At 67.1% G+C, this 15,842-nt stretch carries 15 protein-coding genes; 8 read left to right on the top strand and 7 right to left on the bottom strand.

What is annotated here, in order from left to right:
* Window positions 1-222 precede the first annotated feature (222 nt).
* The 5 genes from CFB40_RS28100 to CFB40_RS28080 all read left to right on the top strand — a co-directional run bounded on the left by CFB40_RS28100 (window position 223) and on the right by CFB40_RS28080 (window position 5,420).
* Complete coding sequence (locus CFB40_RS28100) at window positions 223-1,293, top strand: NAD(P)H-dependent flavin oxidoreductase (RefSeq protein ID WP_089433025.1); 1,071 nt, start codon at window positions 223-225, stop codon at window positions 1,291-1,293.
* 80 nt (window positions 1,294-1,373) lie between these two features.
* Entirely contained in the window at window positions 1,374-2,828 is a 1,455-nt protein-coding gene (locus tag CFB40_RS28095) for a M20 family metallopeptidase (RefSeq protein WP_089433024.1), read from the top strand.
* A 55-nt stretch (window positions 2,829-2,883) separates the two neighbouring features.
* Window positions 2,884-3,993 carry a malate/lactate/ureidoglycolate dehydrogenase gene (locus CFB40_RS28090; RefSeq protein ID WP_089426993.1) on the top strand — a complete coding sequence of 370 codons (1,110 nt, stop codon included), beginning with the start codon at window positions 2,884-2,886 and terminating at the stop codon, window positions 3,991-3,993.
* Window positions 3,963-4,529, top strand: coding sequence for a TfoX/Sxy family protein (locus tag CFB40_RS28085; protein WP_373452690.1), 567 nt, complete (start codon window positions 3,963-3,965; stop codon window positions 4,527-4,529). The genes CFB40_RS28090 and CFB40_RS28085 overlap by 31 nt, the downstream gene beginning before the upstream one ends.
* Window positions 4,530-4,841: 312 nt before the next feature.
* Window positions 4,842-5,420, top strand: a complete 579-nt coding sequence (locus CFB40_RS28080) for an NnrU family protein (protein WP_089433023.1) — start codon at window positions 4,842-4,844, stop codon at window positions 5,418-5,420.
* Between the two features lie 79 nt (window positions 5,421-5,499).
* Here CFB40_RS28080 and CFB40_RS28075 read toward each other — a convergent pair whose 3' ends face one another.
* Window positions 5,500-6,879 carry an amino acid permease gene (locus CFB40_RS28075; RefSeq protein WP_089433022.1) on the bottom strand — a complete coding sequence of 460 codons (1,380 nt, stop codon included), beginning with the start codon at window positions 6,877-6,879 and terminating at the stop codon, window positions 5,500-5,502.
* A gap of 298 nt (window positions 6,880-7,177) precedes the next feature.
* Window positions 7,178-7,915: a sulfite exporter TauE/SafE family protein gene (locus tag CFB40_RS28065; RefSeq protein ID WP_089433021.1), complete on the bottom strand. Its 738-nt coding sequence runs from the start codon at window positions 7,913-7,915 to the stop codon at window positions 7,178-7,180.
* Window positions 7,916-8,538: 623 nt separating this feature from the next.
* On the opposite strand from CFB40_RS28065, the gene CFB40_RS28060 reads away from it, so the two are divergent.
* A complete protein-coding gene (locus tag CFB40_RS28060; protein WP_089433020.1) occupies window positions 8,539-9,834 on the top strand; it encodes a right-handed parallel beta-helix repeat-containing protein in 1,296 nt (431 codons plus the stop codon).
* A gap of 48 nt (window positions 9,835-9,882) precedes the next feature.
* Here CFB40_RS28060 and CFB40_RS28055 read toward each other — a convergent pair whose 3' ends face one another.
* The 3 genes from CFB40_RS28055 to CFB40_RS28045 form a co-directional block, all read right to left on the bottom strand.
* A complete protein-coding gene (locus CFB40_RS28055) occupies window positions 9,883-10,176 on the bottom strand; it encodes a DUF488 family protein (protein ID WP_089433019.1) in 294 nt (97 codons plus the stop codon).
* Window positions 10,177-10,210: 34 nt separating this feature from the next.
* Window positions 10,211-11,383 carry an FAD binding domain-containing protein gene (locus CFB40_RS28050; RefSeq protein WP_089433338.1) on the bottom strand — a complete coding sequence of 391 codons (1,173 nt, stop codon included), beginning with the start codon at window positions 11,381-11,383 and terminating at the stop codon, window positions 10,211-10,213.
* Between the two features lie 96 nt (window positions 11,384-11,479).
* Entirely contained in the window at window positions 11,480-12,145 is a 666-nt protein-coding gene (locus CFB40_RS28045) for a DsbA family oxidoreductase (RefSeq protein WP_089426998.1), read from the bottom strand.
* Between the two features lie 113 nt (window positions 12,146-12,258).
* Between CFB40_RS28045 and CFB40_RS28040 the strand changes: the two genes are divergently transcribed.
* Both CFB40_RS28040 and CFB40_RS28035 read left to right on the top strand, forming a co-directional pair.
* Complete coding sequence (locus CFB40_RS28040; RefSeq protein WP_089433018.1) at window positions 12,259-13,185, top strand: LysR family transcriptional regulator; 927 nt, start codon at window positions 12,259-12,261, stop codon at window positions 13,183-13,185.
* A gap of 166 nt (window positions 13,186-13,351) precedes the next feature.
* On the top strand, window positions 13,352-13,780 hold the full coding sequence (locus CFB40_RS28035; RefSeq protein WP_089427000.1) for a hypothetical protein: 429 nt from the start codon (window positions 13,352-13,354) through the stop codon (window positions 13,778-13,780).
* 72 nt (window positions 13,781-13,852) lie between these two features.
* Here the strand turns inward: CFB40_RS28035 and CFB40_RS28030 are convergent, their stop codons facing one another.
* Both CFB40_RS28030 and codA read right to left on the bottom strand, forming a co-directional pair.
* Complete coding sequence (locus CFB40_RS28030; protein WP_089427001.1) at window positions 13,853-14,530, bottom strand: TetR/AcrR family transcriptional regulator; 678 nt, start codon at window positions 14,528-14,530, stop codon at window positions 13,853-13,855.
* A 40-nt stretch (window positions 14,531-14,570) separates the two neighbouring features.
* Window positions 14,571-15,824 carry a cytosine deaminase gene (gene codA / locus CFB40_RS28025; RefSeq protein WP_089433017.1) on the bottom strand — a complete coding sequence of 418 codons (1,254 nt, stop codon included), beginning with the start codon at window positions 15,822-15,824 and terminating at the stop codon, window positions 14,571-14,573.
* Window positions 15,825-15,842: the final 18 nt, after the last annotated feature.

Raw genomic sequence — 15,842 nt, 5'->3', positions numbered from 1 at the left:
CGTGCAGTAAGGATGTGGGCGTTTTTCATTGGTCTCGGCCATGGATGGTGGGATCGCGCAGCTGAATCTGCCGTAAATAATCATTTTTCCCGATTCGGTTAAATCAATTCGTGACGTAAATGGCGCACCAATCGGGGTTCGGGTTTGTCGGTTAATATCGGGCGCATCAAACGCGCGCCGCCGGCGCGCGCGACCACCGCTTCTTCCCCGAGGACGATTCCGATGACGACGCTGCCTTCCCGTTTGCCGTTGATCCAGGCGCCGATGGTCGGTTCGCTGAGCCCGCTCGCGATCGCGGTGTGCGAAGCCGGCGGGCTCGGCTCGCTCGCGTGCGCGGCGCTCGGCCCGCAGCAACTGCGCGACGAGATCGCGGCGATCCGGGCGCGCACGCCCGCGCCGTTCAACGTGAACTTCTTCTGCCACACGCCGCCGGCGCCCGACGCCGAGGTCGAGGCACGCTGGCGTGCGGCGCTCGCCGGTTATTACGCGGAAGCCGGTCTCGATCCGGCCGACGTGAAGGGCGGCCCCGGCCGCGCGCCGTTCGACGATGCGATGTGCGCGGTCGTCGAGGAGCTGCGCCCGGCCGTCGTCAGCTTCCATTTCGGGTTGCCGGATGATGCGCTGCTCGAGCGCGTGCGGCGCACGGGTGCGTGGGTGCTGTCGTCCGCGACGACCGTCGAGGAAGCGCGCTGGCTCGATGCGCGCGGCGTCGACGCGATCGTCGCGCAGGGCGCGGAGGCGGGCGGCCATCGCGGGATGTTCCTGACCGACGACATCCACGCGCAACCGGGCCTGTTCGCATTGCTGCCGCAGATCGTCGACGCGGTGCGCGTGCCGGTGATCGCGGCCGGCGCGATCGCCGACGGGCGCGGCATCGCGGCGGCGTTCGCGCTCGGTGCACGCGCGGTGCAGATCGGCACGGGCTACCTGCTGACGCCGCAAGCCGGCCGCTCGGCGCAGCATCGCGCGGCGGTGCGCGCCGCGCGCGACGACGGCACGCGCATGACCAACCTGTACACGGGCCGCCCCGCGCGCGGGCTGCTGACGCGCTTCATGCGCGAGCAGGGGCCGATGAGCACGCTCGCGCCGGCGTTTCCGCTCGCGACGGCCGCGGTTGATCCGCTGCGCGGCGCGTTCGAGCGGCAGGGCCGCGACGACTTCTCGCTGCTGTGGTCGGGCGAGGCCGCGGCGCTTGCGCGTGAGGCGGATGCGGGCGAACTGACGCAACGCCTGTGGCGCGACGCGCTGGCGTGTGCGGCGGGGCTGCGCGACGCGTTTCCGCAGGCGGTCTGAGCGACCGGGAAGGGGGCACCGGCGCGGGAGCATCGGCGTATCATCTGGGTTTTCGTCAGCCCGATCCAGGCACCCCCACCATGACCTCCGTCGACACTACCCCCGTCCCCGACCATGACAAGCTCGTTACCTTCATCGAGCGCAAGTGGAACGATGAAATCCTCCACGCCCTGACTGACTACATCGCGATCCCCGCGAAGAGCCCCGCATTCGACCCCGACTGGGCGAAACGCGGCTATCTCGAGCGCGTCGTCACCGATGCCGCGCAGTGGGCCGAGCGCCAGCCCGTGAAGGGCCTGAAGCTCGAGATCGTGCGCCTGCCCGGCCGCACGCCGGTGATCTTCTTCGAATCGCCCGCCACGCGCTCGGGCAGCACCGACACGATCCTGCTGTACGGCCACCTCGACAAGCAGCCCGAATTCGACGGCTGGCGCGCGGACCTCGGCCCGTGGACGCCGAAGTACGAGAACGGCAAGCTGTACGGCCGCGGCGGCGCGGACGACGGCTATGCGATCTACGCGAGCCTCGCGGCGCTCGGCGCGCTCGACGAGCAGGGCATCGAGCGGCCGCGCTGCGTCGGCCTGATCGAGACCTGCGAGGAATCGGGCAGCTACGACCTGCTGCCGTACGTCGATGCGCTGCGCGACCGGCTCGGCCAGGTGTCGCTCGTCGTGTGCCTCGATTCGGGCGCCGGCAACTACGACCAGATGTGGCTCACCACGTCGCTGCGCGGGCTCGTGTCCGGCGACCTGCAGGTCGAGGTGCTCGAGGAAGGCGTGCACTCGGGCGTGTTCGGCGGCATCGCGCCGTCGAGCTTCCGCGTGATGCGCCAGCTGTTCGAACGCCTCGAGGACGCGAAGAACGGCAACCTGCTGCCGGGCGTGTTCCATTGCGAGATTCCCGATAGCCGCGTGCGCGAGGCCGAAGCGGCCGCATCGATCCTCGGCGACGCCGTATGGAAGGGGCTGCCGTGGGCCTGCGGCGCGGACGGCAAGCCGGTGCTGCCGACCACGACCGATCCGCGCGAGGCGCTGCTGAATTCGACGTGGCGTCCGTCGCTGTCGGTCACCGGCGCGGCCGGCCTGCCGGCGCTCGCCGATGCGGGCAACGTGCTGCGTCCGCGCACCGCGTTCAAGCTGTCGCTGCGCCTGCCCCCGCTCGTCGACGCCGCGCAGGCCGTGCAGCAGCTGAAGGAACTGCTCGAACTCGATCCGCCGTACAACGCGAAGGTCACGTTCAAGCCGGACGCGGGTGCCGCGACGGGCTGGAGCGCGCCGGATCTCGCACCGTGGCTCGCGTCGTCGCTCGATGCCGCGTCGCGCCGCCACTTCGGCGCCGATTGCGCGTACATGGGGCTCGGCGGCACGATCCCGCTGATGAACGTGCTGCAGGAAGGGTTCCCGTCCGCGCAGTTCATGGTATGCGGCGTGCTCGGGCCGAAGTCGAACGCGCACGGCCCGAACGAATTCCTGCACGTGCCGTACGCGAAGAAGCTGACGGCGGCGGTCGCGGACGTGATCGCGACCGCGCGCTGATTGCTTCGCGCTCAGCAGTGACCACTGTCCGACCCAACTTCACGGAACCTTGCCGATGACCGCACTGCCGACGCCCGATACCGAACCGCTGCGCATGCGCGCCGAACCGCTGCATGCATTCGTCGCGGCACTCTGGGAGCGGGCCGGCAGCAGCGAGCGCGAGGCAAGGCTCGTCGCCGATCACCTGGTCGGCGCGAATCTCGCGGGCCACGATTCGCACGGGATCGGGATGATCCCGAACTACGTCGCGTCGTGGCGGGAAGGGCAGTTGCAGCTGAACGGGCACGCGTCGATCGCGCGCGACGGCGGCGCGGTGCTGACGATCGACGGTGGGCGCGGCTTCGGCCAGGTGATCGCGTTCGAGGCGATGGTCGAAGGGATCGACCGTGCGCGACGCATGGGCATCTGCGCGATCGGGCTGCGCGACGTGCATCATCTCGGCCGCATCGGGCATTGGGCCGAGCAGTGCGCGCGTTCGGGGCTCGTGTCGTTCCATTTCGTCAACGTGCCGGGCGACCTGCTGGTCGCGCCGCTGCACGGCACCGATCCGCGCTTCGGCACGAACCCGTTCTGCGCCGCGTATCCGCGTGCGGGCCAGCCGCCGCTGCTGCTCGATTTCGCGACGAGCGCGATCGCGTACGGCAAGACGCGCGTCGCGTACAACCAGGGCAAGCGCGTGCCGGCCGGGTCGCTGATCGATTCTCGCGGCCAGCCGACCGACGATCCGGCCGTGATGCATGAACAGCCGTTCGGTGCGCTGCTGCCGTTCGGGCTGCACAAGGGGTACGCGCTGGCGGCGATGTGCGAGATTTTCGGCGGCGCGCTCGTCGGCGGGCATACGACCTACGGTGACACGCTGCAGAAGACGAGCGCGATCGTCAACGGGATGCTGTCGGTGCTGATCGACCCGAACGCGTTCGATGCGGCCGACGCGCAGCGCGAAGCCGATGCGTTCGTCGCATGGGCGAAGGCGTCGCCGCAGGCGGGCGATGCGCCGGTGCAGGTGCCGGGCGAGCCGGAGGAAGCGAGCCGCGCGGCGCGCGGTGCCGGCGGCATCCCGGTCGATCGCGCGACGTGGCGGCAGATTCGCGAGAGCGCGGCGGCGATCGGCTTCGACGAAGCCGAGCTCGACGCGTGGACGCAGCGCTGCAGGGCATCCGCATGAGCTGGCAATCGGAACAGGCGCACGGCGAGGAGATCGCGTATCAACTCGCGCCGCTCGGCAACGTCACGGTCGCGCGCTTCTTCAGCGGTGCGGCGCTGCGGCTCGACGGCGTGATGTTCGGCTTCATGTCGCGCGGGTCGCTGTTCCTGCGTGTGGATGACGTGAACCGTCCGGCGTTCGTCGCGGCGGGGATGGGGCCGTTCTCGTACGAGCGGCCCACGCGCACGGTTTCGCTCGACGGCTATTACGAAACGCCGGCCGACGTGCTCGAGGATGCCGGCGCGCTGTTCGACTGGTGTCGCAGCGCGTATCGCGCGGCGCTGCTGGCGGGGCCGCCGAAGCGCAAGGCCAGGGCGGTGGCGAAAGCTGCGCCGGTTCAAGAAGCGAAGCCCGCGTCGAAGCGAATCGCCAAACCGGCATCGAAAGCGTCGCCGAAGCCTGCTTCTGCACAGGAAGCCAAGTCGGCATCGAAGCGAACGATCAAGCCGACGTCGACACCGGCAGCGAAATCCCCGGCGAAGCGCAAGCAAACATAGTGCCGGCCGCGCGAAGCGAAAGCCGCGCGAATTTTCTTTTTTGTCGCCCCGGCCGTCGCCCGACGATTCACGCGACATGCGCCGGCTGGCACAAGGGCAGCCGGGGAGGGACACAGTCACGAAAGCGTCAAGCGCGTGCCGCGCCGCACATCCCCCATGCTTCACAACGGCGGCCTCGGCGTTTATGATCGGCGCGGGTTGCACCCGTGCCTGGCGCGACCCTCGCCGGCCTCGCCACCGGCTCCGCGAACGGCGCATCGTACGCCGCGCGGGACGCTTCCCCCCACTCATCATTCCAGACGGAGACAGCCGATGCTCGTCCTGATTCTCGGTTTAGCGATCTTCCTCGGTGTGCACTCGATCCGGATCGTCGCGGACGGCTGGCGGTCAGCGACGATCGAGCGGATCGGCGAGAAGCGCTGGAAGGGCCCCTATGCGATCGCGTCGATCATCGGCTTCGTGCTGATCATCTGGGGGTACGGCATCGCGCGCCAGGGCGCGACGCTGCTGTGGGTGTCGCCCGTCGGCGTGCGCCACCTCACCGGCATGCTGACCGCGATCGCGTTTGTGCTGATCGCCGCCTCCTACGTGCCCGGCAACCGCATCAAGACGCTGGTCGGCCATCCGATGGTGGCCGGCGTGGCGGTGTGGGCCATCGCGCACCTGCTCGCGAACGGCACGTTGCACGCAGTCGTGCTGTTCGGCGCGTTCTTCGTATGGGCGCTGGTCGATTTCGTCGTGTGGCGCGCGCGGGATCGCCGCGATGGCGTGCGCTATCCGGCGGGCAGGCTGTCGGGCGACGTCGTGGCGATCGTGGCCGGGCTCGTCGTGTGGGCGGTCTTCGCGCGGTTCCTGCACGGCTGGCTGATCGGCGTGCGGCCGTTCGGCTGAGCGGCCGAGAGATTGAACAACTGAGGCGTCGAGCAACCGAGCGGCGGCCGACCGGCGCGCCGCTCGCCCGGAGCAGCGGTCAGCGCGCCTTCGCGCCGGCCGTCTCGCCGAGTTGTGCCGGCTTGCGGCGCAGGAAATAGGCCGCGACGATCGCCAGCGCCGTCAATACCGTGAACCAGAACTGGAAGCGCGAATCCGGGTTGAACGCCTGCGAGCCGAGCACGGCCACCAGCGCCAGCAGCGCGATCCAGTTCGACACCGGATAAAACCACGCGCGGAACGCCTGCGGATCGCGCGGCGCGTGCTTCTCCTGCCGGCGCATCGCGAAGTGCGCGACGATGATGAAGATCCACACGATCATCACGAACGCGCCGCTGCTCTTCGCGAGCATCAGGAACAGGTCGCCGCCGCTCACGAAGTGAACGCCGAGGATCGACACGCAGATCGCGAGACACAGCACGAGCGCGTTCATCGGCACGCCTTTCGCGTTGGTCCGGCCGAACATCGCGGGCGCGTGGCCGCGCTGGCTGAGCGAGAACAGCATGCGCGAGTTCGAGAACAGGAACGAGTTCATCACCGACATGAACGACACGAACAGCACGATCTTCATCGCGACGGCCGCGCCCGTGAAGCCCGCCATGCTGAACAGCGACACGTACGGCGATTTCAGGTTGGCCTTGTCGGTCCACGGCATGCACAGGATCAGGATCGACACCGAGCCGACGTAGAACACCATCACGCGCACGATCACGCTCTTGATCGCCCGGATCACGTTCTTGCTCGGGTTCTCGGATTCGCCCGCCGCGACGGCCGCGATTTCGCTGCCGCCGAGCGAGAAGATCACGACCATCACGCCGGCCAGCACGGGCGCCATGCCGTTCGGCATGAAGCCGCCGTGATCGGTCAGGTTCACGAGCCCCGGCGCGGGAATGCGCGGCTGGAAGCCGAGCAGGATCGATGCGCCGAGCGCCATGAAGATGATGATCGTCGTCACCTTCGCGAACGACAGCCAGTATTCCGCTTCGCCGAACGAGCGCACCGAGTACGCGTTGCTCGCGATCAGCGTGACGAGCATGAACAGCGCGCCGCCCCACACCGGCAGCCACGGCAGGAAATCGTGGAGGATCGCACCGAGCAGGATCGCCTCGACGGTGATCGTCATCATCGACTTGAACCAGTACAGCCAGCCGACCGCGAAGCCGGCCCATTCGCCGAGATAGCTGCTTGCGTAGGTGGAGAACGATCCGCTGTCGGGGTTGCGGGACGCCATTTCGCCGAGCATGAACATGACCAGCGTGACGATCACGCCGCCGATCAAGTACGACAGGATCGCCGCGGGGCCGGCGGTCGCGATGATGGCGCCGGAGCCGACGAACAGGCCCGCGCCGATCACGCCGCCAAGCGCGATCATCGTGATGTGCCGTTGCTTGAGGCTTTGCCTCAACGAGTTGTCCTGCATCTCCTACCTCTAGTTATTGTTGGCCCGTTGGCCGGGAACGCATCGGGCCGCGCGGCGGCAAGCGTGCTGCCGCCGCATGGGGCGCCGATGTCGAGGGAGCGTGTGTGACGCGATGTGCCGGGCCGCCGGCGGTGAATCGGAATGGCGGCCGCGAAGTGCCGGTCGGTGCCCGCGAGAGGGCGATGACGACGACCCCCGGATTGTGGGCGGACACCGTCGTCACGGCAAACGAGATATGCGAAAGACGTCTTGCGGTTTGCTCATCAATTGCCGCGATGGCGGCAGGCGTGCGCGCGCGTCAGATCGGCTTGGCGAACAACCCGACGGTCAGCACCGCGCCGATGCAGACGATCCCGATCCGCAGCACGCGTTCGTTCACGCGATGCAGCGCCCAGGTGCCGAGCAGCCCGCCGACGATCGCGCCGCCGCCGAGCGCGAGCGCCTTGCCCCAGTGCAGGTGCGGCGACGTCAGGAACAGCACGACGGCCGATGCGTTCATCACGCCCGCGAGCGCGTTCTTCGTCGACATCGCGTGGCGCGGCGACAGGCCGGCCATCGTCAGCACGGCCATCATCAGGAAGCCGAGCCCGCCGCCGAAGTAGCCGCCGTAGATCGCGATCATGAACTGCGAGAACGCGGCGGGGACGGTGCCGAGGTGGGCCGTGCCTTCGCCCGGCTTGCGGAAAAAGCTGCCCCACGCGAACACGATCGTCGCGAACAGCACGAGCCACGGCACGAGGCGCGAGAAGATCGACGACGGGGTCTTCAGCAACAGCAGCCCGCCGAGCGCACCGCCGACCACGCTGATGAAGAACATCGCGCGAAACGACAGCCTGCCGACGCCGCGCACCATCTTGCGGCTCGCCCAGCCGGTCGTGACCTGCGCGGGAAACAGCGCGACCGTCGACGTGATGTTCGCCGCGAGCGGCGACATGCCCGACACGATCAGCGCGGGTAGCGTGACGAACGAGCCGCCGCCGGCCAGGGTGTTCTGCAGTCCGGCCCACAGGCCGGCGAGGATGACGAGAGCGAGCATGGGAGCGGGCGCGGAAGGTGGCGGGGCTCACCTGCCGGAAGCGGGCAGGCGCGGCGAACGCACGATGGTAATGCAGGACCGCGGGCGGCGTGAATGGGTGCGACCGCGGTGTCGTCGCGGGCCTTCCTGGCCGGCGCAGCCCACGGTGCCGGCTGGCCCGCGACCAAGGTCGAGGATGGCCCGGGCGGGCAGACGGGCGGTCTTACGACGTCGCGCGGCCAATGTCGGATTGTCGAACGATGCGCGTGAAATAGACTGGTTGATGAGCGGCGGGAAAGAACCGGCAGGGTTGGGGGTCAGCCGGCGTCCGGTGCGCTCGGGAACGCAGTTCCTGTTGACGGGTTCGATTCCGGCCACGCGGTGCCGGCGCGTCGGAATCGGGCCGCCTTTCCTCGGGGGACACGCATGGGCGCCGGCGGGCGAACAGGCGACCGGGTGTCGATCGCGGCCACGCGACGGCGCTTCGTTGCCGTTGCTCCGCCGCATCGGCGGAGCAAATGAATGTCGCAGTCGGGATGGTGCGCCGCGTGTGTCACGCGCCGTGCGATCGCCGTTGCTCGAACGCCTCGCGACCGCCAGCCGTTGGCCGGTCGTCGCGGGCGAACGGGCGTGAGAGAACAACCATGAAAAAGTCGTTTCGAGGGGTCGGTCCGAGTACGGCCGTCTGTCTGATCTGCACCGCATGTTTCGCCGCATCGCCGGCGGCCGCCTACACGCCGGGCGGTGCTCGTCATGCGCATCCGTCGCGCAGCGCGCCGGCGCTTTCGACCGTGACCGTCCAGCCGACGGCGAACGGCGGCGACCAGGCCGACGCGCTGCAGGCCGCGTTCGATGCATTGCAGCCGGGCCAGCGCCTCGTGCTCGCGCCGGGACGCTACATCGTCGGCCGGTCGCTGACGGTGTCCAAGGCGGACGTCGTGATCTCGGGCTATGGCGCGACGCTGGTTGCGACCAACCCGGCTGATCAGACCATCGTGATGAGCGGCAGCGGTTCGACGCTCGTCGGCGTCACGCTGTTCGGCACGGGTACGACGCGGCTGACGACGCCCGCATCGACGAAGGTCGAGGTGACGGGCACCGGCGTCCAGGTGCTCGGCGTGACGATCCAGGGTGGCGCCAGCGCCGGGATCTTCGTGTTCGGCGGCAACAGCGTGGCGATCGTGGGCAACACCGTGCAGGCGACGCTGGCCGACGGCATCCACACCACGTACGGCTCGACCAACGTGCTGGTGCGCGGCAACACGGTGAAGAACACCGGGGACGACCTGATCGCCGTCGTCAGCTACCAGGGTGACGGCCGCCTCAGCGCCAACGTGTTGATTGACGGGAACACGGTATCGGGCAACTACTGGGGGCGGGGCATCTCCGTGGTCGGCGGGCGGACCGTGACGATTTCGAACAACACCGTCAGCGGCGTGCAGAAGGCGGCCGGCATCCTGGTCGCGCAGGAGGATAGCTGGAAAACCTACGGCGTGTCGGACGTGCTGATCGAGAACAACGTCGTCGGCGCGATCCAGGACGGCACGAATGCGAACAACGGCCTGCCGCCTACCCATCAGGCCGCGATCGAGCTCGATACCTGGTCGGGGACGGTGTCGTACGTCGTCGTGAAGGGCAACCGCGTATCGGGCTCGGGCTATGACGGCTTCCGGGCGGTGGGGAACGTCTGCCATTTCGCGGTGGCCGACACGGCGCTCGCGTCGATCGCCGGCATGCCGGTGTCGCTGCTGACGAACAACTGCCCGGCCGCCGATATCGTCGCGTACGGCAATTCACTGGGCGGCGTGGCGCTGGCGACGCCGGTCGGTGCTTCCCCGTCCGGGACGATTCCGGCCGGCGGCGCGGTGACGTCGGGGATGCCGGCGGTGCGCACGAGCCTGATGCAGGCGAATGGCTCGGCCGCATCGGCGCGGAACTGACGATGTTCGCGACGCGCTGCCGGCCGTGCCATCGAACGGGGCGCCGCGCTATGCGTTCGGGGGCGCGGTTGCCCCCGGCGCCGTGGCGTCGTCCCCGGCGTCCGGATAGACGATCGTGCCGTCAGGCCGGATCACCGCGCCGGCCGTCAGGTGCGCGGGTTCCACGCGGTGGGGGCCCATGATGTGCAGCACCGTTTCGCCGCGCGCGATCAGGTAGTCGGACACGATCCGCCGGTGGCAGCGCCACCACACCGCTTCCGAGCACATGATCGCGCAGCGCTGCCCGTGTTCCGCGACGATAGCCGCTTCCGCTTGGCGACGTGTGCCCGACGCCGCCGCCACACGGCTTCGCGCCAGTATGTGCCGCGGTTGTTGCTCAAGCGCTCGTCAGGACGACATGGCTGCGCGGGATGCCCATGATCCGGTCGCCGATGTTCATTCCCCATTCGGTCATGTCGATGCCCTGACTCAATTGTTCAGCCTGCCAACGCGACAGGGCTGCATCGATGTCGGAATCCGCGGATTGCAGCGCCGTGGCCAACGTCAATGCGTTGGCGGCTGCCTTGGCGGTACTGCCCGCGGTATGAGGGCGCGGAACGAAGGCGGCGTCGCCCAGCAGGATCGCTCTGCCATACACCATCTGCTTCACCTGCAGATCCAGGATGGCCTGGACGAACGGTTCATTGGTGGCTTCAACCAACGTCTGGAAAGTCGGCGCGAGAAGCGCCTTCGACGCCTGCGTCAGGCTGGCGAGGTCTTCGTTTTTCAATGCGCCCGGAGGCAGCGAAAACGAGTGGCGTATCCCGGAGCGGTCGGTCAATAACGATGAGAGTTCTTCGCCGTGGGCAACCTTCCGGTACCACACCCAGTTCCAGCGCCGCTGACCTTCCTGCGTCGACAGGTCTTCGCCCGGGACGAGATATTCGAGCATCAGGTGACCGGGGCCTTGCTGGAAGGCAAAGGTTCCTTTGAGAACATCCGCGGCGCTTGCAGGGAGTGCCGCTTCAGGAACGAGCCCGCGCCACGCGACATATCCGGCGTAGGTGGGTGCCAGGCCGGCAGAAACTTGTTCTCGGACCGTGGAGCGTGCGCCGTCCGCGCCGACGAGCAGATCGCCGGTTTCGATGCGGCCGCTGGCAAAGCAGGCGGTGATCCGGTCGCCGTTCTGTTCAAAGCGGACGAAGCGCTCGCCCGGATGAAAGACCTGCGCGGGCAGGTGCGCCTTCATCGTGCCGTAGAGCATGTTCCAGGACGTCTGGGTCTGCGGCATGAAGCTGCGCTGGATGACGCGATCGGTACGGTCCAGGTAGATGCGGTCGCCCGACCGCACGCCGAGCGCGGCGTCGGTCTGAATTCCGGCGAAATGAAACGCTGACAGGACGTCGCCCTGCAACACGATTCCACCCCCTCGGCTGTCCAGTTCACTCGGGGAGCGCTCGAAGATGTCGACGTCCCACCCCGCGGCTTGCAGCGTCGTTGCGGTAAAGAGCCCGCCGAGCGAGCCGCCGATGATCAGTGCGCGCGGCCTGGCTTTTGCGGTGGCGACCATGAATCTCTCCAAACGAGTAGCGTGTGTTGTGCTTGGCGCGCATGCCCGATTCAGCGAATCGAGCGTGCGCGCTTGCGTTCACCTGCAGGTGTCGGTTCAGACGGCGGCTTTGGCGGTTGTGTCGCCGGCGGCGTGCCGAAGCACTTCAGCGAGTACCGAAACCGGTTGTGCACCGCTAACCGGAACGCCGCCCACACGGATTGTCGGCACCGACCGGATGCCGGCCGCCCCGGCCCGCAGTTCGTCGGCAACGACTTCGCGCTCGCCGTCGTTCGTCGCCAGGAAACTGCGCACTTCGTCAGCGTCGAAACCCGTCCTTTCCGCGAGGCTGACCAAAACCTCGGCCATGCCGATGTCCTGTCCGTCGGAAAAGTAGGCAGAGAAAACCGCCTCGAACAGTGCTTCGGTCCGGGCCGCATCTCCCTTGGACTGAGCGAGGAACATCAGGCGATGGGCAAGCCGCGTGTTGGGCGTGACCGCTACGCGGTCGTAGTTGAATTCGACACCTGCGCGTTTGCCCGCCAGCGTAACGTCGGCATCCATTGCCTGCGAACGTGCCCAGCTTCCGAATTTGGCGCTGCGATAGGCTTTTCGATCGATTCCGTCCTTGGGCATGGTCGGATTGAGTTCATACGGAAGGTACTTGACGGTCGGTGCGACGGCCAGGTTGGCCTCCCGGAGCGCTGCCTTGAGATGTGCGTGGCCGATCCAGCACCACGGGCAGATGAAGTCGTACGTGACCTGGATGTCGAGCGGATTCATTTGGAGGCTCCTTGCGTTGACGGTTCAAGCACTTTAGGCTTTGCGTCAGGGTAAAAGAATATGAACCGATCGCAAACCAGCATTGCTGTGCGCGCAAAGATAAAGGACAAGGCATGGACAAGCTTCTTGCGTTGCGGGCATTCATCGACGTCGCGGAAACGGGGGGCTTTTCGAAGGCGGCCCGCCGCATGGGGGTGGCCACTTCGTCGGTGACGCGCCTGATGGACGCGTTGGAGAAGTCTCTTGGCAGCGCGTTGCTGACTCGCACGACGCGTCACGTGACGTTGACGGATGCCGGTTCCGCGTATCTGGAGCAGATCACGCGCGTGCTGTCGGACCTCGACGAAGCCGATGGGAGTGTGTCCGACACGGGTGGCGACGCGGTTGGACCGCTGCGTGTTTCGATGCCCGTGACCTTCGGGCGCCTGTGCCTGGGGCCGCACATCGCCGGCTTCCTGCAGCAGCATCCCCGCGTATCCCTGGATCTGGTGCTGTCGGATTCGTATCTGGATCTGGCGACCGAGCGAATTGACGTTGCGGTGCGCATCGGCACGCCTGCAAACCAGCCGAATCTGATCGTCAATCGCCTGGCGGAACATCATCGCTATGTCGTCGCGAGTCGTGACTATCTGGAAAGCAACGGAATGCCCGCTTCTCCGGACGATCTGCGAAACCATCAATGCCTGCGTTTTGCGTACGAGGCGGCTGTGCAGCGTTGGTCGTTCACCCGCGCAGGCAGCACCGAGCATGTCGAGATCAACGGCAGACTTTCGGTGAACAACTCGGACGTGCTGCGCGAGGCCGTGATCAGCGGGTTTGGCATCGCACTGCTTCCCCAATGGCTCGTCGAAGAGGATGTGATGGCGGGGCGGCTCACGCGTCTTTTCGAAGACTACTCGATCAACCCGCTCGACCAGACCGTCTGCGTTTATGCCGCCTATCTTCCGAATCGCCGCCACTCACGCAAAGTGCATGCGTTGCTTGAATTTCTTCGACATCGCATCACGCACTCCGGCGCGTTCTCGGATGCGTCGGGCTAGGCCGCGATCTCGCGCGGTCCCACGCTCCGGCGGCCGGCCACCCGAAGCCGCAAACACGCGCGCTCCGGCCATGACACTGCCCGATTTAACGCTTCATTACGATGGGCTGTCCGGAAAGGTGCTAGATTTGCGCATCGATAATTCGCAAGGCGGAGAGGGCAGACAGATGTTGAAGAAACTGGCAGGGATGGCCGTGGTGGTCGGTGCGGCGGCGGTGGTGTCGCTGCCGGCTGTGGCAGGCGACACGAACAACGCACTGGGCGGCGCGCTGGGTGGCGTCGCCGGCGCGGCGGTCGGTAACGCGATTGGCGGCAGCACGGGCACCGTGATCGGCGGGGCAGTGGGTGGTGGCGCGGGTGGTGCGGTGACGTCGAACAAACACGAACGCACGGGCGCGATCGTCGGCGGCGCACTGGGCGGCGGCGCAGGCGCCGCTGCGGGCAACGCGATGGGCGGCACGGCCGGCGGGCTCGTCGGCGCCGGCTTGGGCGGTGGCGCGGGCGCGGCGCTGGGCGGCCACGTGTCGCGCAACAACTCGCGTTCCAACGATCATTACCGCGGCAACAAGCACAAGAAGCGCCACAAGCACGACTGACCGGCGGTTCCCCGGCGAGTGTCGACGGCGCCGGGGTGCCGTGCATGAAGGGCGACGGAGGCGGTCAAGCGGTCAATCCGGCTTTCCGTCGCCGGTGATCAATGCGTTGAGCACCAGATCCGAGATCGTGCGGTAAGCCGCGTCGAAATCGTCGTTCCCCAGCGCACGCTTGCCGAGCACCAGCAGCATCTGGGGAGCGAAATCCGCATACGCCTGCGTGGCTGCCCAGATCAGGAAGAACAGGTGCTCGGCATCGACCTGCCTGACCTTGCCCTCCTCGATCCAGCGTTCGAGCACCCGGATGTCGTCGCGCAACACCGGAATCAGTTGTTTGCGAATTTCCTTTCCGTAGGTCCTGGCGCCGCCGATGATCTCCAGCGCAAATACCCGCGATCCATGCGGGCGATTTCTGGAGAATTCGAGTTTGGCCCGGATATAGGCCGACATGGCTTCCGCGGGCTCGCGATCGGGCGCCGCGAATTCCCGCATCCTGCCGAGCCAGTCCCGCAAGACGTCGTCCAGCACGCGTTGGTAGAGCGCCAGCTTCGTGGGGAAGTAGTACATCAGGTTCTGCTTCGACAGGCCGGCGGCCGCTGCGATCGTCGCAACGGAACTGCCCTCGAATCCGTCAATGGCAAACGATTCCTCGGCCGCGGCGAGAATGGTCGCCTCGAGCGTGTCGCGCAGCGCTTCGCGCCGGCCGTGAGGCCGGCCGGGCGCTTCCGCAGTCGGCTCGGACGGGTGCCTCACGATGCGTCCTCCGGCATGTCGGACCAGTGTCGTCGCCCGCTCAACGCGTGCCCGCTTCAGGATAGGTGATGTGTTCGGGCGTGCGCTGCATGATGACCTTCCCGGCACGGAGCGACACGCGCACCTTGGCCTGCGTGCGAACCACTTCATAGTCGGAATCCGCGTCGAGGATCAGCAGGTTGGCCGGCCGCCCGACCGCGATGCCATAGCGGTCCCCCAGGGACATCGCACGGGCGCTGTGCTCCGTCACGAAGTCGAGGCATCGCTGCAGGTCTTCGTAGCCGAGCATGTGGCACACGTGCAGGCCGACGTCGAGGATGCGCAGGATGTTGCCGTTGCCGATGGGATACCACGGATCCTTGATCGAATCCTGTCCGAAGCATACGTTGATGCCGGCGCGATCGAGTTCCGCGACACGCGTGATGCCGCGTCGTTTCGGGAACGTGTCGAAACGCCCCTGCAGGTGGATGCTTTCGGTCGGACACGAAACAAAATGGATGTCCGAGCGCTTCAGCAACCGGAACAGCTTCGAGCAGTAGGCGTTGTCGTAGGAACCCATCGCGGTCGTGTGGCTGGCGGTGACGCGCGGGCCCATCCCGCGAACCCGCGCTTCCTCGGCAAGCACTTCCAGGAAGCGCGAGTGCGGATCGTCGGTTTCGTCGCAATGAACGTCGACCAGGCAGTCCTTGCGCTCCGCGAGTTCCATCAGGAACTTGATGGAGCTCACGCCCTGGTCGCGCGTGTTCTCGAAATGCGGAATGCCGCCCACGACGTCGGCCCCCATGTCGATCGCGCGCTCCATCAGCGCCCGTCCGTTCTCGAACGACTCGATGCCTTCCTGCGGGAAGGCGACGATCTGCAGATCGATGAGATCGCGCGCTTCGTCCCTGACCTCGAGCATCGCCTTCAACGCGGCAAGCGTGTGATCGGTGACGTCCACGTGCGTGCGCACGTGCTGGATGCCGTTGTCGCGCAACATGCCGATCGTGGTGTGGGCGCGGGCTTTCGTATCCTCATGGGTAATGGTGGCCTTGCGCTGGCCCCACCGCTCGATACCTTCGAACAGCGTGCCGCTCATGTTCCACTTGGGTTCGCCCGCGGTCAGCGTCGCATCCAGGTGGATATGCGGCTCGACCAGCGGCGGGATGACGAGATGGCTGCCCGCATCGATGACGTCGTCCCCTTGAGACGTCAGCGGCGACGGCTGGAGGTCGATGCCGCGAATCGTGCCCGCATCGATGTCGATCGTGAAGAGGCCGCTACGGCCGCGCAATCTGGCGTTGATGATTTTCATGAGGATTCCTGTGGTTTT

It is taken from the genome of Burkholderia sp. AU31652 (assembly GCF_002223155.1).
GTDB lineage: Bacteria > Pseudomonadota > Gammaproteobacteria > Burkholderiales > Burkholderiaceae > Burkholderia.
Note: the sequence above shows the minus strand (reverse complement) of the source record. Positions and strands in the feature narration are given on the sequence as shown.